Source organism: Streptomyces sp. NPDC045899, from assembly GCF_056431485.1.
The window spans coordinates 230,287-252,409 of sequence record NZ_JBWKKP010000002.1 but is presented as its reverse complement, the minus strand read 5'-3'; the positions used below and the strand labels follow the sequence as shown (position 1 = coordinate 252,409).

17 protein-coding genes are annotated in these 22,123 nt (G+C 72.0%); 7 read left to right on the top strand and 10 right to left on the bottom strand.

Features of this window, described 5'->3' with window-relative positions:
• Nucleotides 1-48 precede the first annotated feature (48 nt).
• Nucleotides 49-597, bottom strand: coding sequence for a MarR family winged helix-turn-helix transcriptional regulator (locus AC07FT_RS03640; protein ID WP_471194227.1), 549 nt, complete (start codon nt 595-597; stop codon nt 49-51).
• Nucleotides 598-1,097: 500 nt separating this feature from the next.
• On the opposite strand from AC07FT_RS03640, the gene ilvA reads away from it, so the two are divergent.
• From ilvA to AC07FT_RS03625, 3 genes are all read left to right on the top strand, one after another.
• A complete protein-coding gene (gene ilvA, locus AC07FT_RS03635; RefSeq protein WP_479173961.1) occupies nt 1,098-2,261 on the top strand; it encodes a threonine ammonia-lyase in 1,164 nt (387 codons plus the stop codon).
• A 236-nt stretch (nt 2,262-2,497) separates the two neighbouring features.
• Nucleotides 2,498-3,544: an ATP-binding cassette domain-containing protein gene (locus AC07FT_RS03630; RefSeq protein WP_479173664.1), complete on the top strand. Its 1,047-nt coding sequence runs from the start codon at nt 2,498-2,500 to the stop codon at nt 3,542-3,544.
• Nucleotides 3,544-4,407, top strand: coding sequence for an ABC transporter permease (locus AC07FT_RS03625; RefSeq protein ID WP_471194223.1), 864 nt, complete (start codon nt 3,544-3,546; stop codon nt 4,405-4,407). The genes AC07FT_RS03630 and AC07FT_RS03625 overlap by 1 nt, the downstream gene beginning before the upstream one ends.
• Nucleotides 4,408-4,537: 130 nt before the next feature.
• On the opposite strand, the gene greA is transcribed toward AC07FT_RS03625, so the two are convergent.
• Together greA and AC07FT_RS03615 are read right to left on the bottom strand one after the other, a co-directional pair.
• A complete protein-coding gene (gene greA / locus AC07FT_RS03620; RefSeq protein WP_254737979.1) occupies nt 4,538-5,035 on the bottom strand; it encodes a transcription elongation factor GreA in 498 nt (165 codons plus the stop codon).
• Between the two features lie 238 nt (nt 5,036-5,273).
• On the bottom strand, nt 5,274-5,684 hold the full coding sequence (locus AC07FT_RS03615) for a DUF4307 domain-containing protein (RefSeq protein ID WP_471194221.1): 411 nt from the start codon (nt 5,682-5,684) through the stop codon (nt 5,274-5,276).
• 95 nt (nt 5,685-5,779) lie between these two features.
• Between AC07FT_RS03615 and mca the strand changes: the two genes are divergently transcribed.
• Nucleotides 5,780-6,652 (top strand): mycothiol conjugate amidase Mca, encoded by an 873-nt coding sequence (mca, locus tag AC07FT_RS03610; protein ID WP_471194219.1) that lies wholly within the window; start codon nt 5,780-5,782, stop codon nt 6,650-6,652.
• Between the two features lie 7 nt (nt 6,653-6,659).
• Nucleotides 6,660-6,932: a hypothetical protein gene (locus AC07FT_RS03605; RefSeq protein ID WP_471194687.1), complete on the top strand. Its 273-nt coding sequence runs from the start codon at nt 6,660-6,662 to the stop codon at nt 6,930-6,932.
• A 91-nt stretch (nt 6,933-7,023) separates the two neighbouring features.
• Here AC07FT_RS03605 and AC07FT_RS03600 read toward each other — a convergent pair whose 3' ends face one another.
• Nucleotides 7,024-10,299 carry a tetratricopeptide repeat protein gene (locus AC07FT_RS03600; protein WP_479173660.1) on the bottom strand — a complete coding sequence of 1,092 codons (3,276 nt, stop codon included), beginning with the start codon at nt 10,297-10,299 and terminating at the stop codon, nt 7,024-7,026.
• Between the two features lie 155 nt (nt 10,300-10,454).
• On the opposite strand from AC07FT_RS03600, the gene AC07FT_RS03595 reads away from it, so the two are divergent.
• Nucleotides 10,455-12,491: a thioredoxin domain-containing protein gene (locus AC07FT_RS03595; RefSeq protein ID WP_479173658.1), complete on the top strand. Its 2,037-nt coding sequence runs from the start codon at nt 10,455-10,457 to the stop codon at nt 12,489-12,491.
• 696 nt (nt 12,492-13,187) lie between these two features.
• On the opposite strand, the gene AC07FT_RS03590 is transcribed toward AC07FT_RS03595, so the two are convergent.
• Together AC07FT_RS03590 and trhA are read right to left on the bottom strand one after the other, a co-directional pair.
• A complete protein-coding gene (locus AC07FT_RS03590; RefSeq protein ID WP_471194213.1) occupies nt 13,188-13,814 on the bottom strand; it encodes a TetR/AcrR family transcriptional regulator in 627 nt (208 codons plus the stop codon).
• A gap of 69 nt (nt 13,815-13,883) precedes the next feature.
• Nucleotides 13,884-14,585 (bottom strand): PAQR family membrane homeostasis protein TrhA, encoded by a 702-nt coding sequence (gene trhA, locus AC07FT_RS03585; protein WP_479173656.1) that lies wholly within the window; start codon nt 14,583-14,585, stop codon nt 13,884-13,886.
• A gap of 255 nt (nt 14,586-14,840) precedes the next feature.
• Here trhA and AC07FT_RS03580 point away from each other — a divergent pair, with 255 nt between their 5' ends.
• Nucleotides 14,841-16,682 (top strand): phosphoenolpyruvate carboxykinase (GTP), encoded by a 1,842-nt coding sequence (locus tag AC07FT_RS03580; protein WP_479173655.1) that lies wholly within the window; start codon nt 14,841-14,843, stop codon nt 16,680-16,682.
• 75 nt (nt 16,683-16,757) lie between these two features.
• Here AC07FT_RS03580 and AC07FT_RS03575 read toward each other — a convergent pair whose 3' ends face one another.
• The 4 genes from AC07FT_RS03575 to AC07FT_RS03560 all read right to left on the bottom strand — a co-directional run bounded on the left by AC07FT_RS03575 (nt 16,758) and on the right by AC07FT_RS03560 (nt 22,122).
• Nucleotides 16,758-17,168, bottom strand: a complete 411-nt coding sequence (locus tag AC07FT_RS03575) for an SCO4983 family protein (RefSeq protein WP_479173653.1) — start codon at nt 17,166-17,168, stop codon at nt 16,758-16,760.
• Nucleotides 17,169-17,263: 95 nt separating this feature from the next.
• A complete protein-coding gene (locus AC07FT_RS03570; RefSeq protein WP_479173652.1) occupies nt 17,264-18,475 on the bottom strand; it encodes a pyridoxal phosphate-dependent aminotransferase in 1,212 nt (403 codons plus the stop codon).
• A gap of 141 nt (nt 18,476-18,616) precedes the next feature.
• Nucleotides 18,617-20,230 (bottom strand): N-acyl-D-amino-acid deacylase family protein, encoded by a 1,614-nt coding sequence (locus tag AC07FT_RS03565; protein ID WP_479173650.1) that lies wholly within the window; start codon nt 20,228-20,230, stop codon nt 18,617-18,619.
• Nucleotides 20,231-20,820: 590 nt separating this feature from the next.
• Nucleotides 20,821-22,122, bottom strand: a complete 1,302-nt coding sequence (locus tag AC07FT_RS03560; RefSeq protein WP_479173649.1) for an amino acid deaminase — start codon at nt 22,120-22,122, stop codon at nt 20,821-20,823.
• Nucleotide 22,123 lies beyond the last annotated feature (1 nt).

The following is a 22,123-nucleotide window of genomic DNA, read 5'->3' as shown; positions in this document are numbered from 1 at the left end:
GCCGGTCCGTGACATACGGGCGGCGGGCGCCGCGGGCCGCGCGTCCGGTCAGGAGGTGGGCGCGGCCTGCGGTACGGCGTCGTGCGCGGTCTGGGGCAGGGCGCCGTTCGGGTTCTGGACCAGGGTGTTGTGCGCGACGGACAGGGCGCCGTTGAAACGGGTCAGCAGCTCGCAGAAGATATCGCGCTCCTCCGCCGTCCAGCCCTCGGTCACCTGGGCCATCAGCTCGCGCCGGGAGGAGCGGACCTCCTCCAGCCGGGCCTTGCCCCGGGGCGAGAGCTGGAGGACGACCGCGCGGCCGTCCTCGGGGTGCGAGGTGCGCTTGACCATGCCGGAGTCGACCAGCGGGGCGACCTGACGGGTCACGGTGGAGGAGTCGATGCCCATACCGCACGCAAGCGCCTTGACCCCCATCGGACCTTCCTGGTCAAGCCGGTTGAGCAGCAGATAGGCGGCTCGGTCCATGGAGTTGCGGGCCTGTCCGACACCGCCGAGGCGGGTCTGTTCGGCGCGGCGCGCGAAGACCGCGACCTGATGCTGGAGGGAATCCAGTACGCCTGTGTGGAGTTGAGTCGTCATGTCCGATTGGGTGGGCATGGCCTGGGGCTCACTTCATGCGGTGGTCTGTGGGATGTGGCACAGAGTACGCGGCCGGGGCCCTGCCCGTACGGGGGCTGCAGAAACCTGCCGTTACCCGTGCATCCCTATCGGCCGCCGCCCCGCGCCGTGACGGAGGGTTATGCCTGGTGGCACGGGGGTCGTCGGGTCACGGTGCGGTGGTTGAACCAGTGGCGACGGTTTTCCGGCAGGTTCTCCCCGGTCGGGCCCGCGGCCCCCGCACACGCCCCTGTTGGCGCGATGCGGTCACGCCGGGGACGGGGTGGGGGCGGTGGTGATGGTCCGACGGCACGGGGGCGGGGGCCGGCGGAAGGCCCGGTTGCCGGGGTTCGGCGCCGCCCCGGGCCCCTCTCGCGGCGACGAGCTGTAAGACTGGGGCCATGGCTCCACGACCCGGCGACGAAGGCGGGCGAAACGATTCCGCCCCGCGCACCGCACCCTCCGCGATCACGCTCGACGATGTGCGCAAGGCACAGAAGATGCTTTCGGGGGTCTCCCGGATCACCGCCCTGGAAGGCAGTCGTCACCTCTCCTCCCTGGTCGGCGCACCGGTACAGCTGAAATGCGAGAACCTCCAGCGCACCGGTTCCTTCAAGCTGCGCGGCGCCTATGTGCGGATCGCGGGCCTGAGCGCCGAGGAACGGGCGGCGGGCGTGGTCGCGGCGAGCGCCGGGAACCACGCGCAGGGCGTCGCGCTGGCCGCCTCGCTGCTGGGTGTGCGCTCGACCGTGTTCATGCCGGAGGGGGCGCCGCTGCCGAAGATCGCGGCCACCCGTGACTACGGCGCCGAGGTCCTGCTGCGCGGCCAGATCGTGGACGAGACGATGCGGGCGGCGCAGGAGTACGCCGAGCGGACCGGCGCGGTCTTCATCCACCCCTTCGACCACCCCGACATCATCGCGGGCCAGGGCACGCTGGGGCTGGAGATCCTGGAGCAGTGCCCCGAGGTGCGCACCGTGGTGGTGGGCATCGGCGGCGGCGGACTGGCGGCCGGGGTCGCGATCGCGGTGAAGGCGCTGCGCCCGGACGTACGGCTGGTGGGGGTGCAGGCGGAGGGCGCCGCGGCGTATCCGCCGTCGCTGGCCGCCGGGCGTCCGGTGTCGATCGACGCGCCGGTGACGATGGCCGATGGCATCAAGGTCGCGCGGCCGGGCGACGTACCGTTCGCGATCATCGACGAACTGGTCGACGAGGTCCGCACCGTCACCGAGGACGAGCTGTCCAGTGCGCTGCTGCTCTGTCTGGAGCGGGCGAAGCTGGTGGTGGAACCGGCGGGGGCGAGTCCGGTGGCCGCGCTGCTCTCGGCGCCGGAGTCGTTCGAGGGCCCGGTGATCGCGGTGCTCTCGGGCGGCAATGTCGATCCGCTGCTGATGCAGCGGATCCTGCGGCACGGTATGGCCGCGGCGGGCCGCTACCTGTCGCTGCGGCTGCGGCTCACCGACCGGCCGGGGGCGCTGGCCTCGCTGCTGGGGGCGCTGTCGGTGGTGGACGCCAATGTCCTGGACGTGAGCCATGTGCGCACCAACCCGCGGCTGGGGCTCAGTGAGGCGGAGGTCGAGCTGCACCTGGAGACCAAGGGGCCGGACCACTGCGACGAGGTGCGCGAGGCACTGAGCTCGGCGGGGTACACCGTGATGGCCTGAGGCTCCAGGAACCGGAGTGACGGGTCGGGACCGACTGTCGCGGTGAGATCGGTGAAACGCATGTCGCGATGTATCGCGTCTACGCTACTCTTCCTATCTGCTTACTGCCGCACGCTGCACAAAGCGGCGGAAATATGCCTTTATTGAGAAGGCGCATCCGCCGTGGCGAAAAACAGTCGCTCACCGCGGCGTCAGAAGATCTCCGTGGAACGACCCAACCTCCTGGGAGTGCCAACATGCCAGGCGCTATTCATGCCGAGGGTCTGGTGAAAACCTTCGGCGACGTAAGGGCTCTGGACGGCGTCGACCTCGACGTACCCGAAGGAACCGTGCTCGGACTGCTCGGCCCGAACGGCGCCGGCAAGACCACGGCGGTGCGTGTCCTCACCACCCTGCTCCGCCCGGACAGCGGACGGGCGGTGGTCGCGGGTGTGGACGTCCTGAAACACCCCAACGAGGTCCGCCGCTCGATCGGGCTGTCCGGCCAGTTCGCGGCCGTCGACGAGTATCTGACCGGCCGCGAGAACCTCGAGATGGTCGGGCAGCTCTACCAGATGCCCGCGCGGGCGGCCAAGGCCCGCGCGGGCGAGCTGTTGGAACGGTTCAACCTCGCGGACGCCGCCGACCGCACCGCCAAGACCTACTCCGGCGGTATGCGCCGCCGCCTGGACCTCGCGGCGGCCCTGGTCGTCAGCCCGCCGGTGATGTTCATGGACGAGCCGACCACCGGCCTCGACCCGCGCAACCGGCAGGCGCTGTGGGAGGTCATCCAGGAGCTGGTGGCCGGCGGTACGACCCTGTTGCTGACCACGCAGTACCTGGAGGAGGCGGACCACCTGGCGCATGACATCTGCGTCATCGACCGCGGCCGGGTCATCGCGCGCGGCACCTCCGACCAGCTCAAGGCCCGCACCGGCGGGGAGCGGGTGGAGGTCGTGGTGCACGAGCGCGACCACATCGCGGTCGCGGAGCAGGTGCTGAGCGCCCTGGGCAAGGGCGAGACCACCGTGCAGGAGCACACCCGCAAGGTCACCGTCCCGGTCGTCGGCGGGGCCAAACTGCTCGCCGAGGTCATCCGGGAACTGGACAACCGCGGCGTCGAGATCGATGACATCGGGCTGCGCCGCCCGACCCTCGACGACGTGTTCATCTCCCTCACCGGCCACGGTGCCGAGGAGGACGGCGCGGATCCGGGCCGTACGTCCGCGGACGCGGACCAGGTGCCCACCGGGACCACCGGGACCACCGGGACCGCCGGCACCGCCGGCAAGGGAGGAAAGTGATGGCCGTCGTCGAGGAGACCGGTGCCACCGTCGCGGCGGCGCCCCGCCCGCGCGGCGGACCGCTGGCGTCCGTACGCGATTCCCTGGTGGTCGCCAAGCGGAATCTGATCCGGATGATGCGCATCCCGGAAGTGGTCATCTTCGGCCTGATCCAGCCGATCATGTTCGTGGTGCTGTTCAGCTATGTCTTCGGTGGCGCGATCATGATCCCCGGGCAGAGCAGCACGGACGCGACGGTATATCGCGAGTTCCTGATGGCCGGGATCTTCGCGCAGACGGTGACCTTCGCCACCGCGGGCGCGGGTGCCGGGATCGCCGACGATATGCACAAGGGGCTGATCGACCGCTTCCGCTCACTGCCGATGGCACGCGGTGCGGTGCTCACCGGCCGTACGCTCGCGGATCTGGTGCAGACGGCGCTCACCCTGGTGGTGCTGGCGATCGTCGCGCTCATCGTGGGCTGGCGGGTCCACGACGGGATCCTGAACGCGTTCGCCGCCTTCGGGCTGCTGCTTCTGCTCGGTTACGCGTTCTCCTGGATCGGCGCGCTGATCGGGCTGTCGGTGCGGACGCCCGAGGCGGCCACGTCCGGCGGGCTGATCTGGCTGTTCCCGCTGACCTTCATCTCCAACGCCTTCGTGCCCTCCAGCAAGATGCCCGCGTTCCTGGGGCATATCGCCGACTGGAACCCGTTCAGCGCCACCGTCCAGGCCTGCCGTGAGCTGTTCGGCAATCCGCAGGGCGTGGTGTCGGACGCCTGGCCGATGCAGCATCCGGTGGCGGCGTCGGTGCTCTGGTCGGTCGTGATCATCCTGGCCTTCCGGACGCTGTCGGTCCGGAAGTACCGTTCGGCGACCGCCTGAGCCCACCGGGTCCGGCCCTTCGGAGGGCCGGGCCCCGGAACCCCGAACCCCGCGGACAGCGCGGACAGCGCGGAGCCCCGGCCGTGGCGACGGCCGGGGCTCCGCGCGAGGTACGGCGGGCGAGGGGCGCTCAGCCCTGGTACGGCTTGGCCTCCAGGATCCGCACCGACGCGGTGCGGCCGTTGGGCAGCTCGTACTCGGCGTCCTGGCCGATCTTCTTGCCGGTCACACCCGAGCCCAGCGGAGACTGCGGCGAGTAGGTCTCGATGTCCGCGCTCGCGTACTCACGAGAGGCCAGCAGGAAGGTCAGGGTGTCGTCCGGGTCGCCGTCGAAGGCGATCGTGACCACCATGCCGGGGGCGACCACGCCGGTGTCCGCGGGTGCCTCTCCGACCTTCGCCTGCTCCAGGAGCTGCGTCAGCTGACGCACCCGGAGCTCCTGCTTGCCCTGCTCCTCCTTGGCGGCGTGGTAACCCCCGTTCTCGCGGAGGTCACCCTCCTCCCGGGCAGCCTCGATCTTCTTGGCGATCTCGACACGTGCAGGACCCGACAGGTACTCCAGCTCGGCCTTGAGCTGGTCGTACGCCTCCTGGGTCAGCCAGGTGACGTTCTCGCTGGTCTGGGTCACAGGTGCTCCTCGTCGGTACTGGGAATACAAATGAACGCCCTACTCAGAAGGGTGCGCCTTCAAAGCCGGGCGAAACCACGAGCCTAACAATTCCGGCAAGAAACGGGGAGGAGGGAACTGGGCGGAACCCGGAGGAAACCTGTCAGCCCTGGTCAGATCGCACTCCGCTGACCGACACGTACCGTCCGTTCATCGGACGCCCGGTCGGCGGACGGCTCCACCGCCTCCCCGAGGGGGCTCAGCGGCCCGAGGCGGCCTTGCAGTCGACCAGTTCGGCGGCGGTGGCACGGCCCGTGGTGCGCACCGTGACGACCTTCACGAGCTCGTCCTCGCGCTGGGCGAAGGTGAAGTCCTTACGGCCCACCTCGGCGTGGTCCTTGTCCAGCGTACGCACCGTGCAGACACCGGTGGTGTCCTGGTCCTTCATGACCTCGAGCCGGACCTCGACGGCGTCCTCCGCGACCACCTGGAAACCGAGCACCCGGCCGCTGACGTCCTCGCCGGTGATGTACGCGTATCCGAACCAGGAGATCAGGGCGAGCAGCCCGGCACCGAGCACGGCTCCCACGATCTTCAGCGTCCGGTCCGCACGTGCGTCGGCAGAGCGGCCGTAACGCCCGTCGGGCAGACCGTCGCGCACCGCGGCCATGATCCTTCCTCCTGCTCGGGGGACTCGGAATTATTCGACCCCGCCGTGGGTCACTATAGAAGCCGTCTTCCGCGACGAATCACTGAGGATCGAACTTGACTGAGCAGCTGCGTTTGATGGCCGTGCACGCGCACCCTGACGACGAGTCGAGCAAGGGCGCGGCCACCATGGCCAAGTACGTGTCCGAGGGGGTGGACGTGCTGGTCGCGACCTGCACCGGCGGTGAGCGCGGCTCCATCCTCAACCCCAAGCTCCAGGGTGACCCCTACATCGAGGAGCACATCCACGAGGTCCGCGCCAAGGAGATGGACGAGGCGCGCGAGATCCTCGGCGTGAAGCAGGAGTGGCTGGGGTTCGTGGACTCCGGGCTGCCCGAGGGGGACCCGCTGCCGCCGCTGCCGGAGGGCTGCTTCGCGCTCCAGGACGTGGAGGAGGCGGCGGGCCGGCTGGTGGAGCTGATCCGCACCTTCAAGCCGCAGGTGATCACCACCTATGACGAGAACGGCGGCTATCCGCACCCCGACCACATCATGACCCACAAGATCACGATGGTGGCCTTCGAGGCGGCGGGGGACCCCGAGCGCTACCCCGGGACCGGGGAGCCGTGGCAGCCGCAGAAGCTCTACTACAACCAGGGCTTCAACCGGCCGCGCACGGTCGCGCTGCATGAGGCGCTGCTGGCCCGCGGGCTGGAGTCGCCGTACGGGGAGTGGCTGGAGCGCTGGAAGGACTTCGGACGGCCCGAGCGCACCCTGACCACCTATGTGCCGTGCGCCGAGTTCTTCGAGATCCGCGACAAGGCGCTGATCGCGCACCGTACGCAGATCGACCCCGACGGCGGCTGGTTCCGCGTCCCGATGGACGTCCAGAGGGACGTCTGGCCCACGGAGGAGTACGAGCTCGCCAAGTCGCTCGTGGACACCTCCCTCCCCGAGGACGACCTCTTCGCGGGCATCCGCAACAATTGACCTCATGATGAGCTCGACCAGCACCCTCGCCGTAACGCACCTCGTCCCGCTCGCCAAGGAGCTGGACGAGAACAAGGTGACTCCGGGCGTCCTCGGTTTCATCGTCTTCGCACTGATCGGCGGCGCGGTGTGGCTGCTGATGAAGTCCATGAACAAGCACATGAAGAAGGTGGACTTCGAGGAGGGCCCCGAGCCCGCCGGTGCGTCCGCCGAGGCGTCCGCCGGGGCCGCGGCCACCACCGCCCCCGCCGACCGCCCCAAGGGCGAGAGCCCGGCCTGACCCGCCCCGCCGGGCCGGTGCCCCGCCGGGCCGTCTCCCACGAGCTGATCCACGAAGCCCGGCGGAACGGGCCCAGGCGACCGGACAGGGCCTAGGCCGTGTCGTCCGGCAGCACCGCCATGACCTCACGGGAGTGGCGGCTCGGGACCATCCCGAGCTGCCACGCCTGCCAGCCCGTCTCCGGCTCCACACCGCGCTCCAGCACCAGCGCGAACGCGTCCGCGCACCCCTCCAGCCGGGTGTCCCGGGGCGGGCTCTGCTCATGGAGCTCCCGGCGGAGCTCCGCCAGCTCCTCCTGGGCCACCGCGGTACCGATCACCGAACCGCCCGCCGAGGCGAACGGCAGCAGGGTGCAGCGCAGGAACCGGGCCCAGGAACGGCCGCGCCGGTCCTCGTACCCGACGAACAGCGCGGCCGCCTCGTCGACCAGCTCCAGCGCCTGGGCGGCCTTGCCGTTCCCCGCGTCGATCACGGCCAGCTCCACACAGGACCACGCCTCGCCATGGGCCACGCCCACCCGGTGGAAGTCCTGCCGGGCGTCCTGGAGCAGCTGACGGGCGAAGCCGCTGTTGCGCAGCGAACCGGTCTGGGCCGCCCTGAGGTCCCGGGTGACCCGCGCCGAATGGTGCCGGGCGCAGGCCAGCCCGTACGCGTCCCGCATCCGGCTGAACATGGTGCGGGCCCGCTCCAGCTCGCGCACCGCCGAATCGTGGTCGCCGCGCTCCTCCAGCGCCTGGCCCAGGTAGTACAGCGTCCACGCCTCACCGCGCGCGTCCTCGTTCTCCCGGTGGCGGGAGAGGGCCTGGCGGAGCTGGTCGACGGCGACCGACGCCTCCCCGTCCACCAGCCGGGCCCGCGCCAGCTGGGTCAGCGCCCATGCCTCGCCGCGCTGGTCATGGGTGGTGCTGTAGGCGCCCAGGGCCTCCCGCAGCTCGGCCTCCGCACGCCCCACCTCGCCCATCCGCAGACATGCCTGGCCCAGCTGGAAGTGGGCCCATGCCTGGCCGTGCAGACTCTCGCTCTCCCGGTGCAGCTCCAGGGCACCGGCCAGCAGCTCCAGCGCTTCGGCCAGCCGCCCCCGGTCCCGCTCCACGGCGGCCAGCGCGTGCATCGTCCAGGCGCGGTCCCCGCGCAGCGCCTCGGCGGACTGGAGTCCCAGCGCCTCGCGCAGCTTCGTCGCGGCCTCCGCGAGCTGGCCCTGGTGGTGCAGGGTGATGCCCAGGCTGCACAGCGCCCGGGCCGCCCCGGCCTCGTGCTGCGCCTCGAAGTACAGGTCCACCACCGAGGACAGGGTGGTGCGGGCCTGGTCCAGCTCACCGAGCTGGCGGGCGGCGATACCGGTGCGCCACTGCACGGACCGCACCAGCAGCCCCTGGTCGACGGCCTGGGTCAGCTCGCTGATCTCGCCCAGCCGGTAGAGATCGCCGCGCAGCAGGCAGTAGTCGCACAGGGCGCCCAGCAGATGCAGCACCGCGGACTGGTCCACGCCTTCCGCGTGGCGCAGCGCCGCGGTGATGAAGCTGGACTCGTCGTCCAGCCAGCGCAGCGCGGACTCCAGCGAGGTGAAGCCGTGGCCCGCGCCCTTGGCGAAGATATCGGCGCGGGTGGACGTCTTGCCGTCGACCAGCCGGATCACCGAGTCCGCCAGCTCGGCGTAGCTGCGGATCAGCCGCTCCTGGGCGGCGGTGCGCTGCTCGGGCTCCTCCTCGTCCAGCAGCCGGGCATGGGCGAAGGTCCGCAGCACGTCATGCAGGCGGTAGCGGCTGCCCCGGACGTGCTGGATCAGCCCGGCGCGGGCCAGCGCCTCCAGATGACGGGCTGCCTCCTGCTCATCGGTGGCCAGCAGCGCGGCCGCGGCGGCCGTGCCCAGACTGGCCCGCCCGGCCAGCGCCAGCCGCCGCAACAGCCGCCGGGCGCCCTCCGGCTGGTCGGTGTAGCGCAGCCACAGTGTGCGCTCGACGGCGCCCACCGGGCCGTACGCCTCCAGCTCGGTGACCAGGGCGGCGGGGGTGCGCACACCCAGCGAGGAGCCCGCGATCCGCAGCGCCAGCGGCAGCCGCCCGCACAACTCCGCGATCCGCTCGACGGACCGCGCGTCATAGGGCCCGGCCCCCGCGGGCTCCTCGGCGGACTCCCGCAGCAGCTCCTCGGCGCCCGGCTCGTCCAGCGGCCCGACCTCCAGCCGGTGCACCCAGGCGCCCAGGTCCGCGGGCAGGGTGAGCGGGGTGCGCGAGGTGACCAGGATCAGACTGTCGGACTGCTCGGGGACCAGGGTGCGCACCTGTTCCGCGTCGCTGGCGTCGTCCAGCACGATGGTGACGGGCAGCCCGGTCAGATGCTGGTGGTACAGCTCGGTGAGCCGCTTGACGTGCTGCTCCTGGCTGGAGCGCTCCCGGAACAGCAGCTGGTCCCGGGGCGCGCCCAGCCGGTTCAGCAGGTGCAGCAACGCGTCCCGCGTCGGCAGCGGGGCCTGTCCGGCGCTGTCCCCGCGCAGATCCACCAGACACGCCCCGCGGAACTGGTCCCGCAGATGGTGCGCCGCGCGCACGGCCAGCATGGTGCGGCCCGAGCCCGGCGGCCCCTCCAGCAGCACCACGGTGGGCCTGGTCTCGGTGCTGGCCCGGGCCTGCCGCACCCACTGCGCGATCTGGGTGATCTGGGCGCGGCGCCCGGCGAACGGGCCCTCCGCCTCGGGGAGATGGGCGAAGGACTGCTCCAGCACGGTGCGTCTGCGGGCGGCCTGGCTGCGGTCGGCGCCGCGCAGCCGCGGCGCCTGTCCCGCGGCGGCCGACACCCGCTTCGAACCGCCGCCCTGACGGGTGGCGGCCGTGGTCATCCGGTGCTGGTCGATGAACGGACGGATGCCGCGCACCTCGACCGCCGTGAGCCACTGCAGCCGCAGCTGCTCGGCCCCGCCCGGCTGATGGCGCAGCGCGGCCTGACGGTGGGCCGCGGGCCAGTGTCCCGCCGTGAGCTTGAGGACCGCGGCGGCCGATCCGGCCAGCGCCGCGGTCACGCCCGCGCCCAGCGCGGCGCCCACCGGGACTCCGAAGGTGAGGTCCGCGCCGACCGCCGCGACCGCCGCGACCGCGACCGCCAGCGCCGGGGTGCCGAGCTGTCCGCCCGACAGCCGCGCGGACAGCGGCCGGCTGCCCGCCTCCGACTCCTCCAGAGCACGCACATACGCGCCGTACTCGTCGGCCGCGCTGGCCGCCATCCCCTCCAGCGCACCGCGCGCCCGGCTGAGCAGCACCCCGCCGTCCGTGCGCCCGCCCGAACGGCGCACCTCCTCCTCCACGGCGCGCGACAGCAACCGCTCGACCTCGGTCCGATGACTGTCCCGAAGCGCCTCCAGCGAGCCCGGCATGGGATCCCCCTCCTCGCGCATGTGCCACGCGTCGACCGCGTGTTGCTCCCAAGTCTTCCGTTTCTGGCTCTTATCCGGCAGCCCTGTGGATAACTCCCTCGGGGGCCGCCCTGTGGACAACTCGCGTCATCCGGGAGTTGGGAGAGGATGGGGGCATGCCGAACCGTCTGGCCCACGAGACGTCCCCGTACCTCCTTCAGCACGCCGACAATCCGGTCGCATGGCGGCCGTGGTCCGACGAGGCGTTCGAGGAGGCGCGCCGCCGTGGGGTGCCCGTGCTGCTGAGCGTCGGCTATTCCAGCTGTCACTGGTGCCATGTGATGGCGCACGAGTCGTTCGAGGACGAGGCGACCGCCGCCTACCTCAACGAGCACTTCGTCTCCGTCAAGGTCGACCGCGAGGAGCGGCCGGACGTCGACGCGGTGTACATGGAGGCGGTGCAGGCCGCCACCGGTCAGGGCGGCTGGCCGATGACGGTGTTCCTGACCCCCGACGCCGAGCCCTTCTACTTCGGTACGTACTTCCCGCCCGCCCCGCGCCACGGCATGCCCTCCTTCCGGCAGGTGCTGGAGGGGGTGCGTGCGGCGTGGACGGACCGCCGCGAGGAGGTCCGTGACGTCGCCGGGCGGATCGTGCGGGACCTGGCCGAGCGCACCGGGATCGCGCTGGGGTCCGGCGCGCCCCAGCCGCCCGGCACCGAGGATCTGCATGCCGCGCTCATGGCGCTGACCCGTGAGTTCGACGCGGTGCGCGGGGGGTTCGGCGGCGCTCCCAAGTTCCCGCCCTCCATGGCGCTGGAGTTCCTGCTGCGTCACCACGCCCGCACCGGCTCCGAGGGCGCCCTCCAGATGGTGTCGGCCACCTGTGAGGCGATGGCCCGCGGCGGGATCTACGACCAGCTCGGCGGCGGATTCGCGCGCTACGCGGTCGACACCACCTGGACCGTGCCGCACTTCGAGAAGATGCTCTACGACAACGCGCTGCTGGGCCGGGTCTACGCCCATCTGTGGCGGGCCACCGGCTCGGACCTCGCCCGCCGTGTCGCCCTGGAGACCGCCGAGTTCCTGGTCCGCGAGATGCGCACCGGACAGGGCGGATTCGCCTCCGCGCTGGACGCCGACAGCGACGACGGCACCGGACGGCACGTCGAGGGCGCGTACTACGTCTGGACCCCCGAGCGGCTGCGCGAGGCCCTCGGCGAGGCCGACGCCGAGTTCGCCGCCGGGTATTTCGGGGTGACCGAGGAGGGCACCTTCGAAGAGGGCGCCTCGGTGCTCCAGCTCCCCGACGGCGCGCGTCCGGTGGAGGCCGAGCGGGTCGCCTCGGTACGGCAGCGGCTGTTGGCGGCCAGGGAGCGGCGTGCCCGCCCCGGCCGCGACGACAAGATCGTCGCCGCCTGGAACGGACTGGCCGTCGCCGCCCTCGCCGAGACCGGCGCGTACTTCGACCGGCCCGATCTCGTCGACGCCGCCATCGAGGCCGCCGATCTGCTCGTCCGCGTCCACATGGACCAGCACGGACGGCTGGCGCGCACCTCGCTGGACGGCACCCGCGGCGCCCACGCCGGGGTGCTGGAGGACTACGCCGATGTGGCCGAGGGCTTCCTCGCCCTGTCCGCCGTCACCGGCGAGGGGGTGTGGGTCGAGTTCGCCGGGCTGCTCCTGGACACGGTGCTGCGCCACTTCACCGCCGAGGACGGCACGCTGTTCGACACCGCCGATGACGCGGAGGCGCTGATCCGGCGGCCCCAGGACCCGACGGACAACGCCGCGCCCTCGGGCTGGACGGCGGCCGCGGGCGCCCTGTTGTCGTACGCCGCCGTCACGGGCAGCACCCGGCACCGGGAGGCCGCCGAGCGGGCGCTCGCCGTGGTGCGCGCGCTGGGCGCACGCGTTCCGCGCTTCATCGGCTGGGGGCTCGCGGTGGCCGAGGCAGCGCTCGACGGACCGCGCGAGGTCGCGGTCGTCGGCCCCGACGGCGACCCGGCGACCCGCGCCCTGCACCGGGCCGCCCTGCTGGGCACCGCGCCCGGCGCGGTGGTAGCGGTCGGCGAGCCCGGCTCCGAGGAGATCCCGCTGCTGCTGGACCGCCCGCTGCTGGAGGGCCGCCCGGCGGCCTACGTCTGCCGCCACTTCACCTGCGACGCCCCCACCGCCGACGCGGACGCCCTGGCCGCGAAGCTCAACGGCTGACGCCGGCGCCCCACGGCCCCACGCCGCGTGGCCCGCCGGGGCGGCTCGTACGGCGACGCGCGGGCCGTGCGGCGTGCCCCGGTCCACACCGGGCTGCCTCGCTGCGCCTGCCAGGGGCGCGGCGGGCCCGGAGGCGTCCCCCTCGGCGTGACGGCTCAGCCCCACAGGGGTCTTGTCGCCCCGGGCTCCCGGCACAGCGGACGCAGCCGCGCGCGGGGCCGTACATCCCGCCCGGTCCACGGCGGTCCGGTCGCGCCGCACGGTGCGTCCGTGTGAGGGGTGCGCTCCCCACCGCCGACGCGGCCGCCGGCCGCGATGCTCAGCGGCTGACGGCGGCACCCCGCGGGCCCCACGCCGGGCTGCCTCGCCGGGCCCGCCGGAGGCGCGGCGGGCCCGGCCCACCGGGGTCCTGTCGTCCTTGGGCCCGCGGCGCGGCTGAGCTGACCTCGCGCGGGTCACGCCGGGCTGCCTCGCCGGGGTCGTGTCGCTCGGGCTCTCGGCGTGGCTGACGCTGCGGGGCGCAGGGGCGTGCCGCCTGTCCAGGCCCGCGGCCTCGCCGTGTCCCGGCCGGTCCCGGAGGCGGCTCAGTCCGCATGACGGCCAAGCCCCGCCGGGCAAACCGCTGCGGGGCGCGTGGCGCCGCCGCCAGGGTGAGCCGCTGCCGGGTGTGTCAGTGCCGGTCGGTCCGACCGCGGGTCAGAGAGGGAGGCCGCGGGAGAGGAGGTCGAGGGCGTGGTCGAGGGTGGCTTCCATGTCCTCGACCCGGCGGTGGTCCAGGCAGTGGAAGATGGCCTCCTGGAGAACACCCAGGATCGCTCCGACCGTGACGCGCACCTCGAAGTCGTCCGGTGAGCGGCCGCTGCGCTCGGCCATCGCCTCGCCCAGCGTCGCGCTCGTCGTGGCCAGCCCCTCGCCCAGGCGGGCGCGCAGCGCCGGGATACCGCGCACCAGGGTGAGCCGGGTCAGCAGTTCCTTGCGCTCGGCCGCGGTGAACTGCCCCAGCAGGTCCAGGATCACCCGGCGCAGCGCCGCGACCGGGGACTCGTCCAGGGGGCGTTCGCGGATCGCGGCCGCGATGAGCACGTCGTACTCGTCCGTGAGGACGATGTCTTCCTTGGTGGGGAAGTAGCGGAAGACGGTGCTGGGGGAGACATCGGCCGCCTCGGCGATCCGGTCCACCGGGGTGGCGTCGTAGCCCTGTTCCACGAAGAGCCGGTAGGCCGCCTGCCGGATCGCCCGCCGGGTCTTGATCTTCTTCCGCTCACGGAGCCCGGGGGCGGTCCGCGGCGCGGACCGCTCGGCGGCGGACATCGTGCGTGCCATGTCTCTCATTGTCCGGCATCGGCCTTGGAACGCGGCCGATTCCGCCTCCACTTCCGGCGGAGGTGGGTGTCAGGGGTGCTGATAGGCCACCAGTGAGATGCCCACGTAGTGCACCACGAACGCCGCCAGCGTGAACGAGTGGAACACCTCGTGGAAGCCGAACCAGCGCGGCGAGGGGTTGGGGCGCTTGGTTCCGTAGATCACCGCGCCCGCGCTGTAGAGCAGTCCGCCGACGATGATCAGCGTCATCACGGCGATTCCACCGGTCCGCATGAAGTCGGGGAGGAAGAAGACCGCCGCCCAGCCCAGCGCGATGTAGCACGGGGTGTAGAGCCAGCGCGGGGCGCCGACCCAGAACACCCGGAAGGCGATCCCGGCGAGCGCTCCGGCCCACACCAGCCACAGCAGCAACTGCTGCTTGCCGTCCGGCAGGAGCAGCAGCGTGAACGGCGTGTAGGTGCCCGCGATGATCAGGAAGATATTGGCGTGATCCAGCCGCCGCAGCACCGCGGTGGCGCGTGGGCCCCAATTGCCGCGGTGGTACAGCGCGCTGACCCCGAACAGCGCGCACGCGGTCAGCGTGAAGATGGCGCAGGACAGGCGGCCGCGTGGGCTGTCGGCGAGTGCGGTGAGGACTACGCCGGAGATCAGCGCGGCAGGGAACATGCCGGCGTGCAGCCAGCCGCGCAGCAGGGGCTTCAGGGGGAGCGGCGGGGTTGCTCCGAGCCCTGGGGATTCGTCAACGGCGGCGTCGGGCGAGGCGGCAGTCATGGCGCTCATGCTACCTACGCCACCGTAAGTTACCGCCCCGTGTCGAGTGGTGATGGTCACCAAGGTGCCCACTGGACAGATGGCTCACACCGTCGGATGATCAAATGAGCGCGGTCGGCACCGGATGAGCTGAGCATCCGGGTCGCAGCCCCCAAGGGGTAGCTGTCTCCATAAAAGCGGATGTGCGTGCACATATCCGCACAAACCCTCAATCGATAACGCCGGACCATGCCGTTCCGGCGGGATGGAGCGATCGTGGCGCCCAGCAATGTGGCTTCCTCCCTCACCAGCCCGGCCCCGACCAGCCACCAGGAGCTCATCGCCTGGGTCGGCGAGATCGCCGCCCTCACCCAGCCCGACGCGGTGGTCTGGTGCGACGGATCAGAGGCGGAGTACGACCGGTTGTGTGGCGAGCTCGTAGAGAAGGGCACCTTCAAACGCCTGGATCCGATCAAGCGCCCGAACTCGTACTACGCGGCCTCCGACCCCAGCGATGTGGCCCGGGTCGAGGACCGCACGTACATCTGCTCCGAGAAGGAGGCGGACGCGGGCCCGACGAACCACTGGAAGGCTCCCGCCGAGATGCGCGAGATCTTCTCGGGTGAGCAGGGGATCTTCCGCGGCTCGATGCGCGGCCGCACGATGTACGTGGTGCCCTTCTGCATGGGACCCCTGGGCTCGTCGCTGTCCGCGATCGGCGTCGAGATCACCGACTCCGCCTACGTGGCCGTCTCCATGCGCACCATGACCCGCATGGGACAGGACGTCCTGGACGTCCTCGGTGACGAGGGCTTCTTCGTGAAGGCCGTGCACACCCTCGGCGCCCCGCTGGAGCCCGGCCAGGCCGATGTGCCGTGGCCCTGCAACTCCACCAAGTACATCTCGCACTTCCCCGAGGCGCGGGAGATCTGGTCCTACGGCTCCGGCTACGGCGGGAACGCCCTGCTCGGCAAGAAGTGCTACGCGCTGCGTATCGCCTCGGTCATGGCGCGTGACGAGGGCTGGCTCGCCGAGCACATGCTGATCCTCAAGCTCACCCCGCCGCGCGGTGAGGCCAAGTACGTCGCCGCCGCCTTCCCCAGCGCCTGTGGCAAGACCAACCTCGCGATGCTGGAGCCGACCATCCCCGGCTGGACGGTCGAGACCATCGGCGACGACATCGCCTGGATGCGGTTCGGCGAGGACGGCAGGCTCTACGCGATCAACCCCGAGGCGGGCTTCTTCGGTGTCGCGCCCGGCACCGGTGAGCACACCAACGCCAACGCCATGAAGACCCTGTGGGGCAACTCGGTCTTCACCAACGTCGCGCTCACCGACGACGGCGATGTGTGGTGGGAGGGCATGACCGAGGAGGAGCCCGCTCATCTGACCGACTGGAAGGGCAACGACTGGACCCCGGCCAGCGGGACGCCCGCGGCCCACCCCAACGCCCGCTTCACCGTTCCCGCCGGTCAGTGCCCGATCATCGCGCCCGAGTGGGAGGACCCCAAGGGCGTGCCGATCTCGGCGATCCTCTTCGGCGGCCGCCGCGCCAGCGCGGTCCCGCTGGTCACCGAGTCCTTCGACTGGCAGCACGGTGTCTTCCTGGGTGCCAACGTGGCCAGCGAGAAGACCGCCGCGGCCGAGGGCAAGGTCGGTGAGCTGCGCCGCGATCCGTTCGCCATGCTGCCGTTCTGCGGCTACAACATGGGCGACTACATGGCCCACTGGGTCAAGGTCGGCAAGAAGGACGACGCGGAGGCGGCGGCCAAGCTGCCGAAGATCTACTACGTCAACTGGTTCCGCAAGGACGCCGGCGGCCGCTTCGTGTGGCCGGGCTTCGGTGAGAACAGCCGGGTGCTGAAGTGGATCGTCGACCGGCTGGACGGCAAGGCCGAGGGTGTGGAGACCCCGATCGGTGTGCTGCCGACCCGTGAGGCGCTCGACACCGACGGTCTGGGCATGGCCGACGCCGACCTCGACCTGCTGCTCACCGTCGACAAGGACGTGTGGCGCGAGGAGGCGGCCCTCGTCCCCGACCACCTCAACACCTTCGGTGACCACACGCCGAAGGAGATGTGGGACGAGTACCACGCCCTGGTGAAGCGTCTGGGCTGAGCCACGGGAAACGCCGAGGGCCGGGCCCGCACCGCACGGTGCGGGCCCCGGCCCCGTGGTCGGCAGGGGGCGTCCTCAGCCGGTCAGGCCCAGCGCCACCGCATGGGCGTCCAGGCGCTCGGCCGCCAGCGCGGTGCCCGCGGTGTCCTCGCGGGTGGTGGCCACGACCAGGGCCCATCCGGCCAGGGTGTGCGCACGCTGGTGCAGCGCGGCTATCCGGGCCGGGGCGGCGGCGCTCACCGTGGGCGCGGCCCGCAGCGGGCCGCGGCCGTCGCCGAGCCGTTTGACCTGGGCGGCGATCCGCTCGGCGGCGTCGTCCAGAGCCCGGTCCGGGGCGAGGGCGCGCAGTTCGTCGGTGACGGTCAGCAGCGCGGTCAGATGTCCGGCGAGCCGGATGTCCAGCTCCTCCTCGCGGGAGCGATGGGGGAAGTCGGGCTCGGGTCCGGCCATGGTGTGGACCGACTTGGTGCGGATCGGCTCGTACATGGATGGCCTCCAAAAATGCTCAGGAGGCCATCCTAACTTAGACGATGTCTAAAGTTGAGTCTTCGCTAAAACGGATCACCCGGATCCGGCGCGGCTCACGGCTGGCCGTAGCCGTCCAGGAAGTTCCCGATCCGGGTCACCGCGTCGGCCAGGTCCTCCTTGGCCGGGAGCGTGACGATGCGGAAGTGGTCCGGCTCCGGCCAGTTGAAGCCCGTACCGTGGACGATCATGATCTTCTCGGAGCGCAGCAGATCGAGCACCATCTGCCGGTCGTCCTTGATCTTGTAGACCTTGGGGTCCAGCTTGGGGAACGCGTACAGCGCGCCCTTGGGCTTCACACAGGTCACACCCGGGATCTGGGTCAGCAGCTCATAGGCGACATCACGCTGCTCCACCAGCCGCCCGCCGGGCAGCACCAGATCGTTGATCGACTGACGGCCGCCGAGGGCGGTGGCCACCGCGTGCTGCGCGGGCATATTGGCGCACAGCCGCATATTGGCCAGGATCGTCAGCCCCTCCAGATAGCTGGCGGCGTGGGCCTTCGGACCGCAGACCGCGAGCCAGCCGCTGCGGTAGCCCGCGACCCGGTAGGCCTTGGAGAGCCCGTTGAAGGTCAGGGTCAGCAGATCGGGGGCGATCGTGGTGGTGGGGGTGTGGGTGGCGTCGTCGTAGAGGATCTTGTCGTAGATCTCGTCGGAACAGACGATCAGCCGGTGGCGCCGGGCGATGTCGGTGATCCCGCGCAGCACCTCGTCGTCGTAGACCGCGCCGGTGGGGTTGTTCGGGTTGATGATCACGATCGCCTTGGTGCGGTCGGTCACCTTGCGCTCGATGTCGGCGAGGTCCGGCAGCCAGTCCGACTGCTCATCGCAGCGGTAGTGCACGGCGGTGCCGCCGGAGAGCGAGACCGCGGCGGTCCACAGCGGGTAGTCCGGGGAGGGGACGAGGACCTCGTCCCCGTCGTCCAGCAGCGCCTGCATGGACATCTGGATCAGCTCGGAGACGCCGTTCCCCAGGAAGACGTCCTCGACGTCGAGGTCGATCCCCTGGGTCTGGTAGTGCTGCATCACCGCGCGGCGGGCGGTCAGCAGGCCCTTGGCGTCGCCGTAGCCATGGGCGTCGCCGAGGTTGCGGAGCATGTCCTCGAGGATCTCCGGCGGGCACTCGAAGCCGAAGGTCGCCGGGTTGCCGGTGTTCAGCTTGAGGATGCGGTGACCTGCTGCCTCCAGTCGCATCGCCTCCTCGAGCACCGGGCCACGGATTTCGTAGCAGACGTTGGCGAGCTTCGTGGACTGGATCACCTGCATGTCGGCAACCTTACGGCGGTGCCACCGGGGACGCTCGGTGTTTTTCACCACGTGGACGCTGCGCGGGAGCGCCCGGGGGCGACGGGCGCCGGGGCGCACACCACCGCCGACCGGCCCGGACGCATACCGGAAGGGTCCCGGTCAGCCCGTGTGGCGGCGTACCGAGCGGCCTGCCAGCACACTCGTCCGGCGGCCGTCCTCCATCACGAAGCGCCCGTCGATCAGGACGTGCGGAATCCCCACCGGAAGGGTGCGCGGCGCCGCGAAGGTCGAGCCCGCCGCCACCGTCCGCGGATCGAAGAGCACCAGGTCCGCCCGGTATCCCTCGTGCACCAGACCCCGGTCCGGCAGCCGCAGCCGGGCCGCCGGGCGGCCGGTCAGATGGGCCACACACTCCTCCAGCGGGAGCACCCCGAGCTCCCGCGCGTAGTGGCCCAGGTAGTGCGGGAAGGTGCCGTACGCGCGCGGATGCGGTTTGGCGCCGTGCAGGATGCCGTCGCTGCCGCCGGTGTGCACCGGGTGCTTCATGATCGCCCGCACGTTCTCCTCATGGCCCACATGCTGGAGGATCGTCGGGCCGAGCCGGTCCGCCAGCAGCAGCCGGCGCGCGGCGGTCCAGGGCGCCTCACCGCGCTCCCGTGCGCTCTCCGCGACCGTCCGGCCGATATGACCGCCAAGACCCGGGTCGTTCACCCCGGAGATCTCGATGGTGTCCCAGTCGATCGGCACCCCGTGGCAGCCGTCCGCGCCCTCCACCTCCATGACCCGCCGGATCCGCTCCGCCGTCACGTCGTCCCGCAGCCGGGCGAGTGTCGCCTCCGGCCCGCCCTCGGCGGCCCAGCTCGGCAGCATCGCGGCGAGCGTGGTGCAGCCCGGGAGATAGGGATAGGTGTCCAGGGTGATGTCGGCGCCCCCGTCGAGCGCCGCGTCCAGCAGCGCGATCAGCTCGGGGGCGCGGCCCTCGTTCACGCCGAAGTTCAAGGTGGCGTGGGCCAGGTGCAGGGCACAGCCCGCCTCGCGGGTGAGCGCCACCATCTCCGCGTACGCGCGCAGGGCTCCCGCGCCGTAGGAGCGGTGGTGCGGGCAGTAGTAGCCGTCGTACGCCGCGACCACCCGGCACAGCTCGGTGAGTTCGGCGTCCGGGGCGTACATCCCGGGGGTGTAGGTGAGCCCCGAGGACATCCCGACCGCGCCCTGTTCCAGTCCCTCGGCCACCAGCCGCTTCATCCGGGCCAGTTCAGCGGGTGCGGCGGCGCGGTCCTCCCAGCCGAGCGCGAGCATCCGTACGGTGCCCTGCGGCACCAGGTACGCGGCGTTGACCGCGATGCCCTCGCCGTCCACCCCGCGGTCGAGGCGGTCCAGATAGCCGCCCACGTCGCGCCAGTCGAAGTCGATGTCGGAGCCGTCGCCGTTCCAGCCGGTGATGGCGGCGCGGATCTCGGCGAGCGTACGGTCGTCGACCGGCGCGTAGGACAGGCCGTCCTGCCCGATGACCTCCAGGGTCACGCCCTGGGCGGCCTTCGCGGAGTGGTCGGGATCGCGGAGCAGCGCGAGATCGCTGTGCGCGTGCATATCGATGAAGCCGGGGGAGAGGGCCAGCCCGTCGGCGTCCAGCACGCGACGGGCGCCCGGCCGCGGGCCGGTGCCCTCCCGGACCACGGCGGCGATCCGGCCGCCGGCCACGGCCACATCGGCCCGGAAGGCGGCGCCGCCGGTGCCGTCGATGACATGTGCGTCACGGATGACCAGGTCCATGGCCGGTGCCGCCTCCCTCTCGCTCTGCCGGTCGCGCCCGCGGCGCGCTGCCGTTCCCGCCCACCCGCCCTCGGTCCCGTGGGGAAACCCGCGGGTTCCCCACACCCCCGCCCGGCCGGAGCCGGCGGGACCCGCCCCGCCCGGCCCTCGGGCCGCCCGGGCCTCGGCCCGCCTCGGGGCCCTGGGGCGCCGTCCCGGGAGGGACGGGGGGAAGGGTGCCGTGTCAGCAAGGGGCCGCCCCGCTCGCCGGACCCGGTACGGCCGTCTCCGGTCACTGCTGGGAAGTGCCCCTCCGCGGCGCGGCTGAACCGTCCGAGCGGACCGCCCTTCAGGTTCCGCCCGGGGTGCTCCCGCGAGGCCGATCCGGCGCTGTGCGGGCTGACCGCACCAGGCCGCGTCGCCACCGGGCGAACCCCGGCCGACGCGCCCCCAGGCCCTGTTCTGCCGGTCGTCGCGGGCCCGTGACGCCTGGCATCGCGCCTCGCCGCGTTGTCGGGGTCGGGTACGCCCGGTACGAGGACGACCCTCCGCCGTGTGATGCCCGGCACCAGACGCCGCGGCCTGGTCCACGAAGACCGACCGGACAGGGCCTAGAAGAAGGTGCGGACGTAGTCCGTCACCGTTCCGTCCGCCTCCGCCACCGGGATCAGCTGCCACTTGTCGAAGCTGGTGCACGGATGGGAGAGGCCGAGCCCCACCCAGTCGCCGACCTCCAGCTCGGCGCCGTCCGTGACCGCGACCCAGGCGTGCTGGTCGGAGAGGCCGGTGACGGTGAGGCCGGTCGCCGGGCGGGTGGAGCCGTCCCGGGCGGAGCGGATGACCTGGGGTTCGGGCAGGTCCAGGTCGTACGCGGCGTCCCGCTTGCCCGCGTTGAGGAACGCCTGGCCGGGCTCCGGACGGGAGACGACCTGCGCCCACAGCCGGAAGGCCGGGTGCAGTGCGCCCTCCTGCGGGATCCGGTTGAACGGGGTCCGCTTGCGGTAGTGGCCGTCGTCGTGGGAGACGTACGCCCCCGAGCGCAGCAGCTTCAACACCGGCCGGGACAGTCCGGGCAGTTCCGCGAGGACCTCGGCCACCACGTCGAACCACGCGCTGCCGCCCGCGCTCACCACGATCTCGTCGTCCTCGCCCAGCCCCGCGAAGCGGCCCTCCGCGTCGAACCCGGCCGCCAGCGCGGTGAGCCTGCGCATCCATGCGCGGACCCGCTCGGTGTCCGGCTGGGGCACCTCGCCCTCGTACCCGGCGACGCCGACCAGCCGGAGGGTGGGGGCGGCCGCGACCGCGTCGGCGACCTCGGCGCACTCGGCCTCGGTGCGCACCCCGGTGCGCGCGCCCTCGCCCGCGCCCAGCTCGACCACCACGTCCACCGCGCGGCGGGCGCCCGCCGCGCGCAGCGCCTCGTCCATCAGCTCGACCCCGCGTACGGAGTCCACGTAGGCGATGAACCGGAAGTCGGGGTCGGCGTCCAGCTCACCCGCGAGCCAGCGCAGCGCCGCGGCGTCCACGACCTCGTTGGCGAGGAAGATCCGCTGGATGCCGAAGACCCGGTACATCCGCACATGGGAGGGGACGGCGGCGGTGATCCCCCAGGCGCCGTGGTCGAGTTGGCGCTCGAAGAGCCGCGGGGCCATCGAGGTCTTGCCGTGCGGGGCGAAGGCCAGCCGGTGTGCGGTGGAGTAGCGCTCCATCTCCAGCAGGTTGTGCTCCAGGGCCTCGGCGGAGAGTGCCAGTACCGGGGTGGTGAATCCGCCGGTGAACAGGGAGCGGCGCTCGGCGGCCAGTTCGCCCACGGTCAGCCCGTCGGCGGTCGGGGGCAGCCCCTTGAAACGGTGGTCGACACGCTCCCGAGCGAGCTCATCGAGGGACGACGGGCCGCTGAGGTCGGTGGCCATG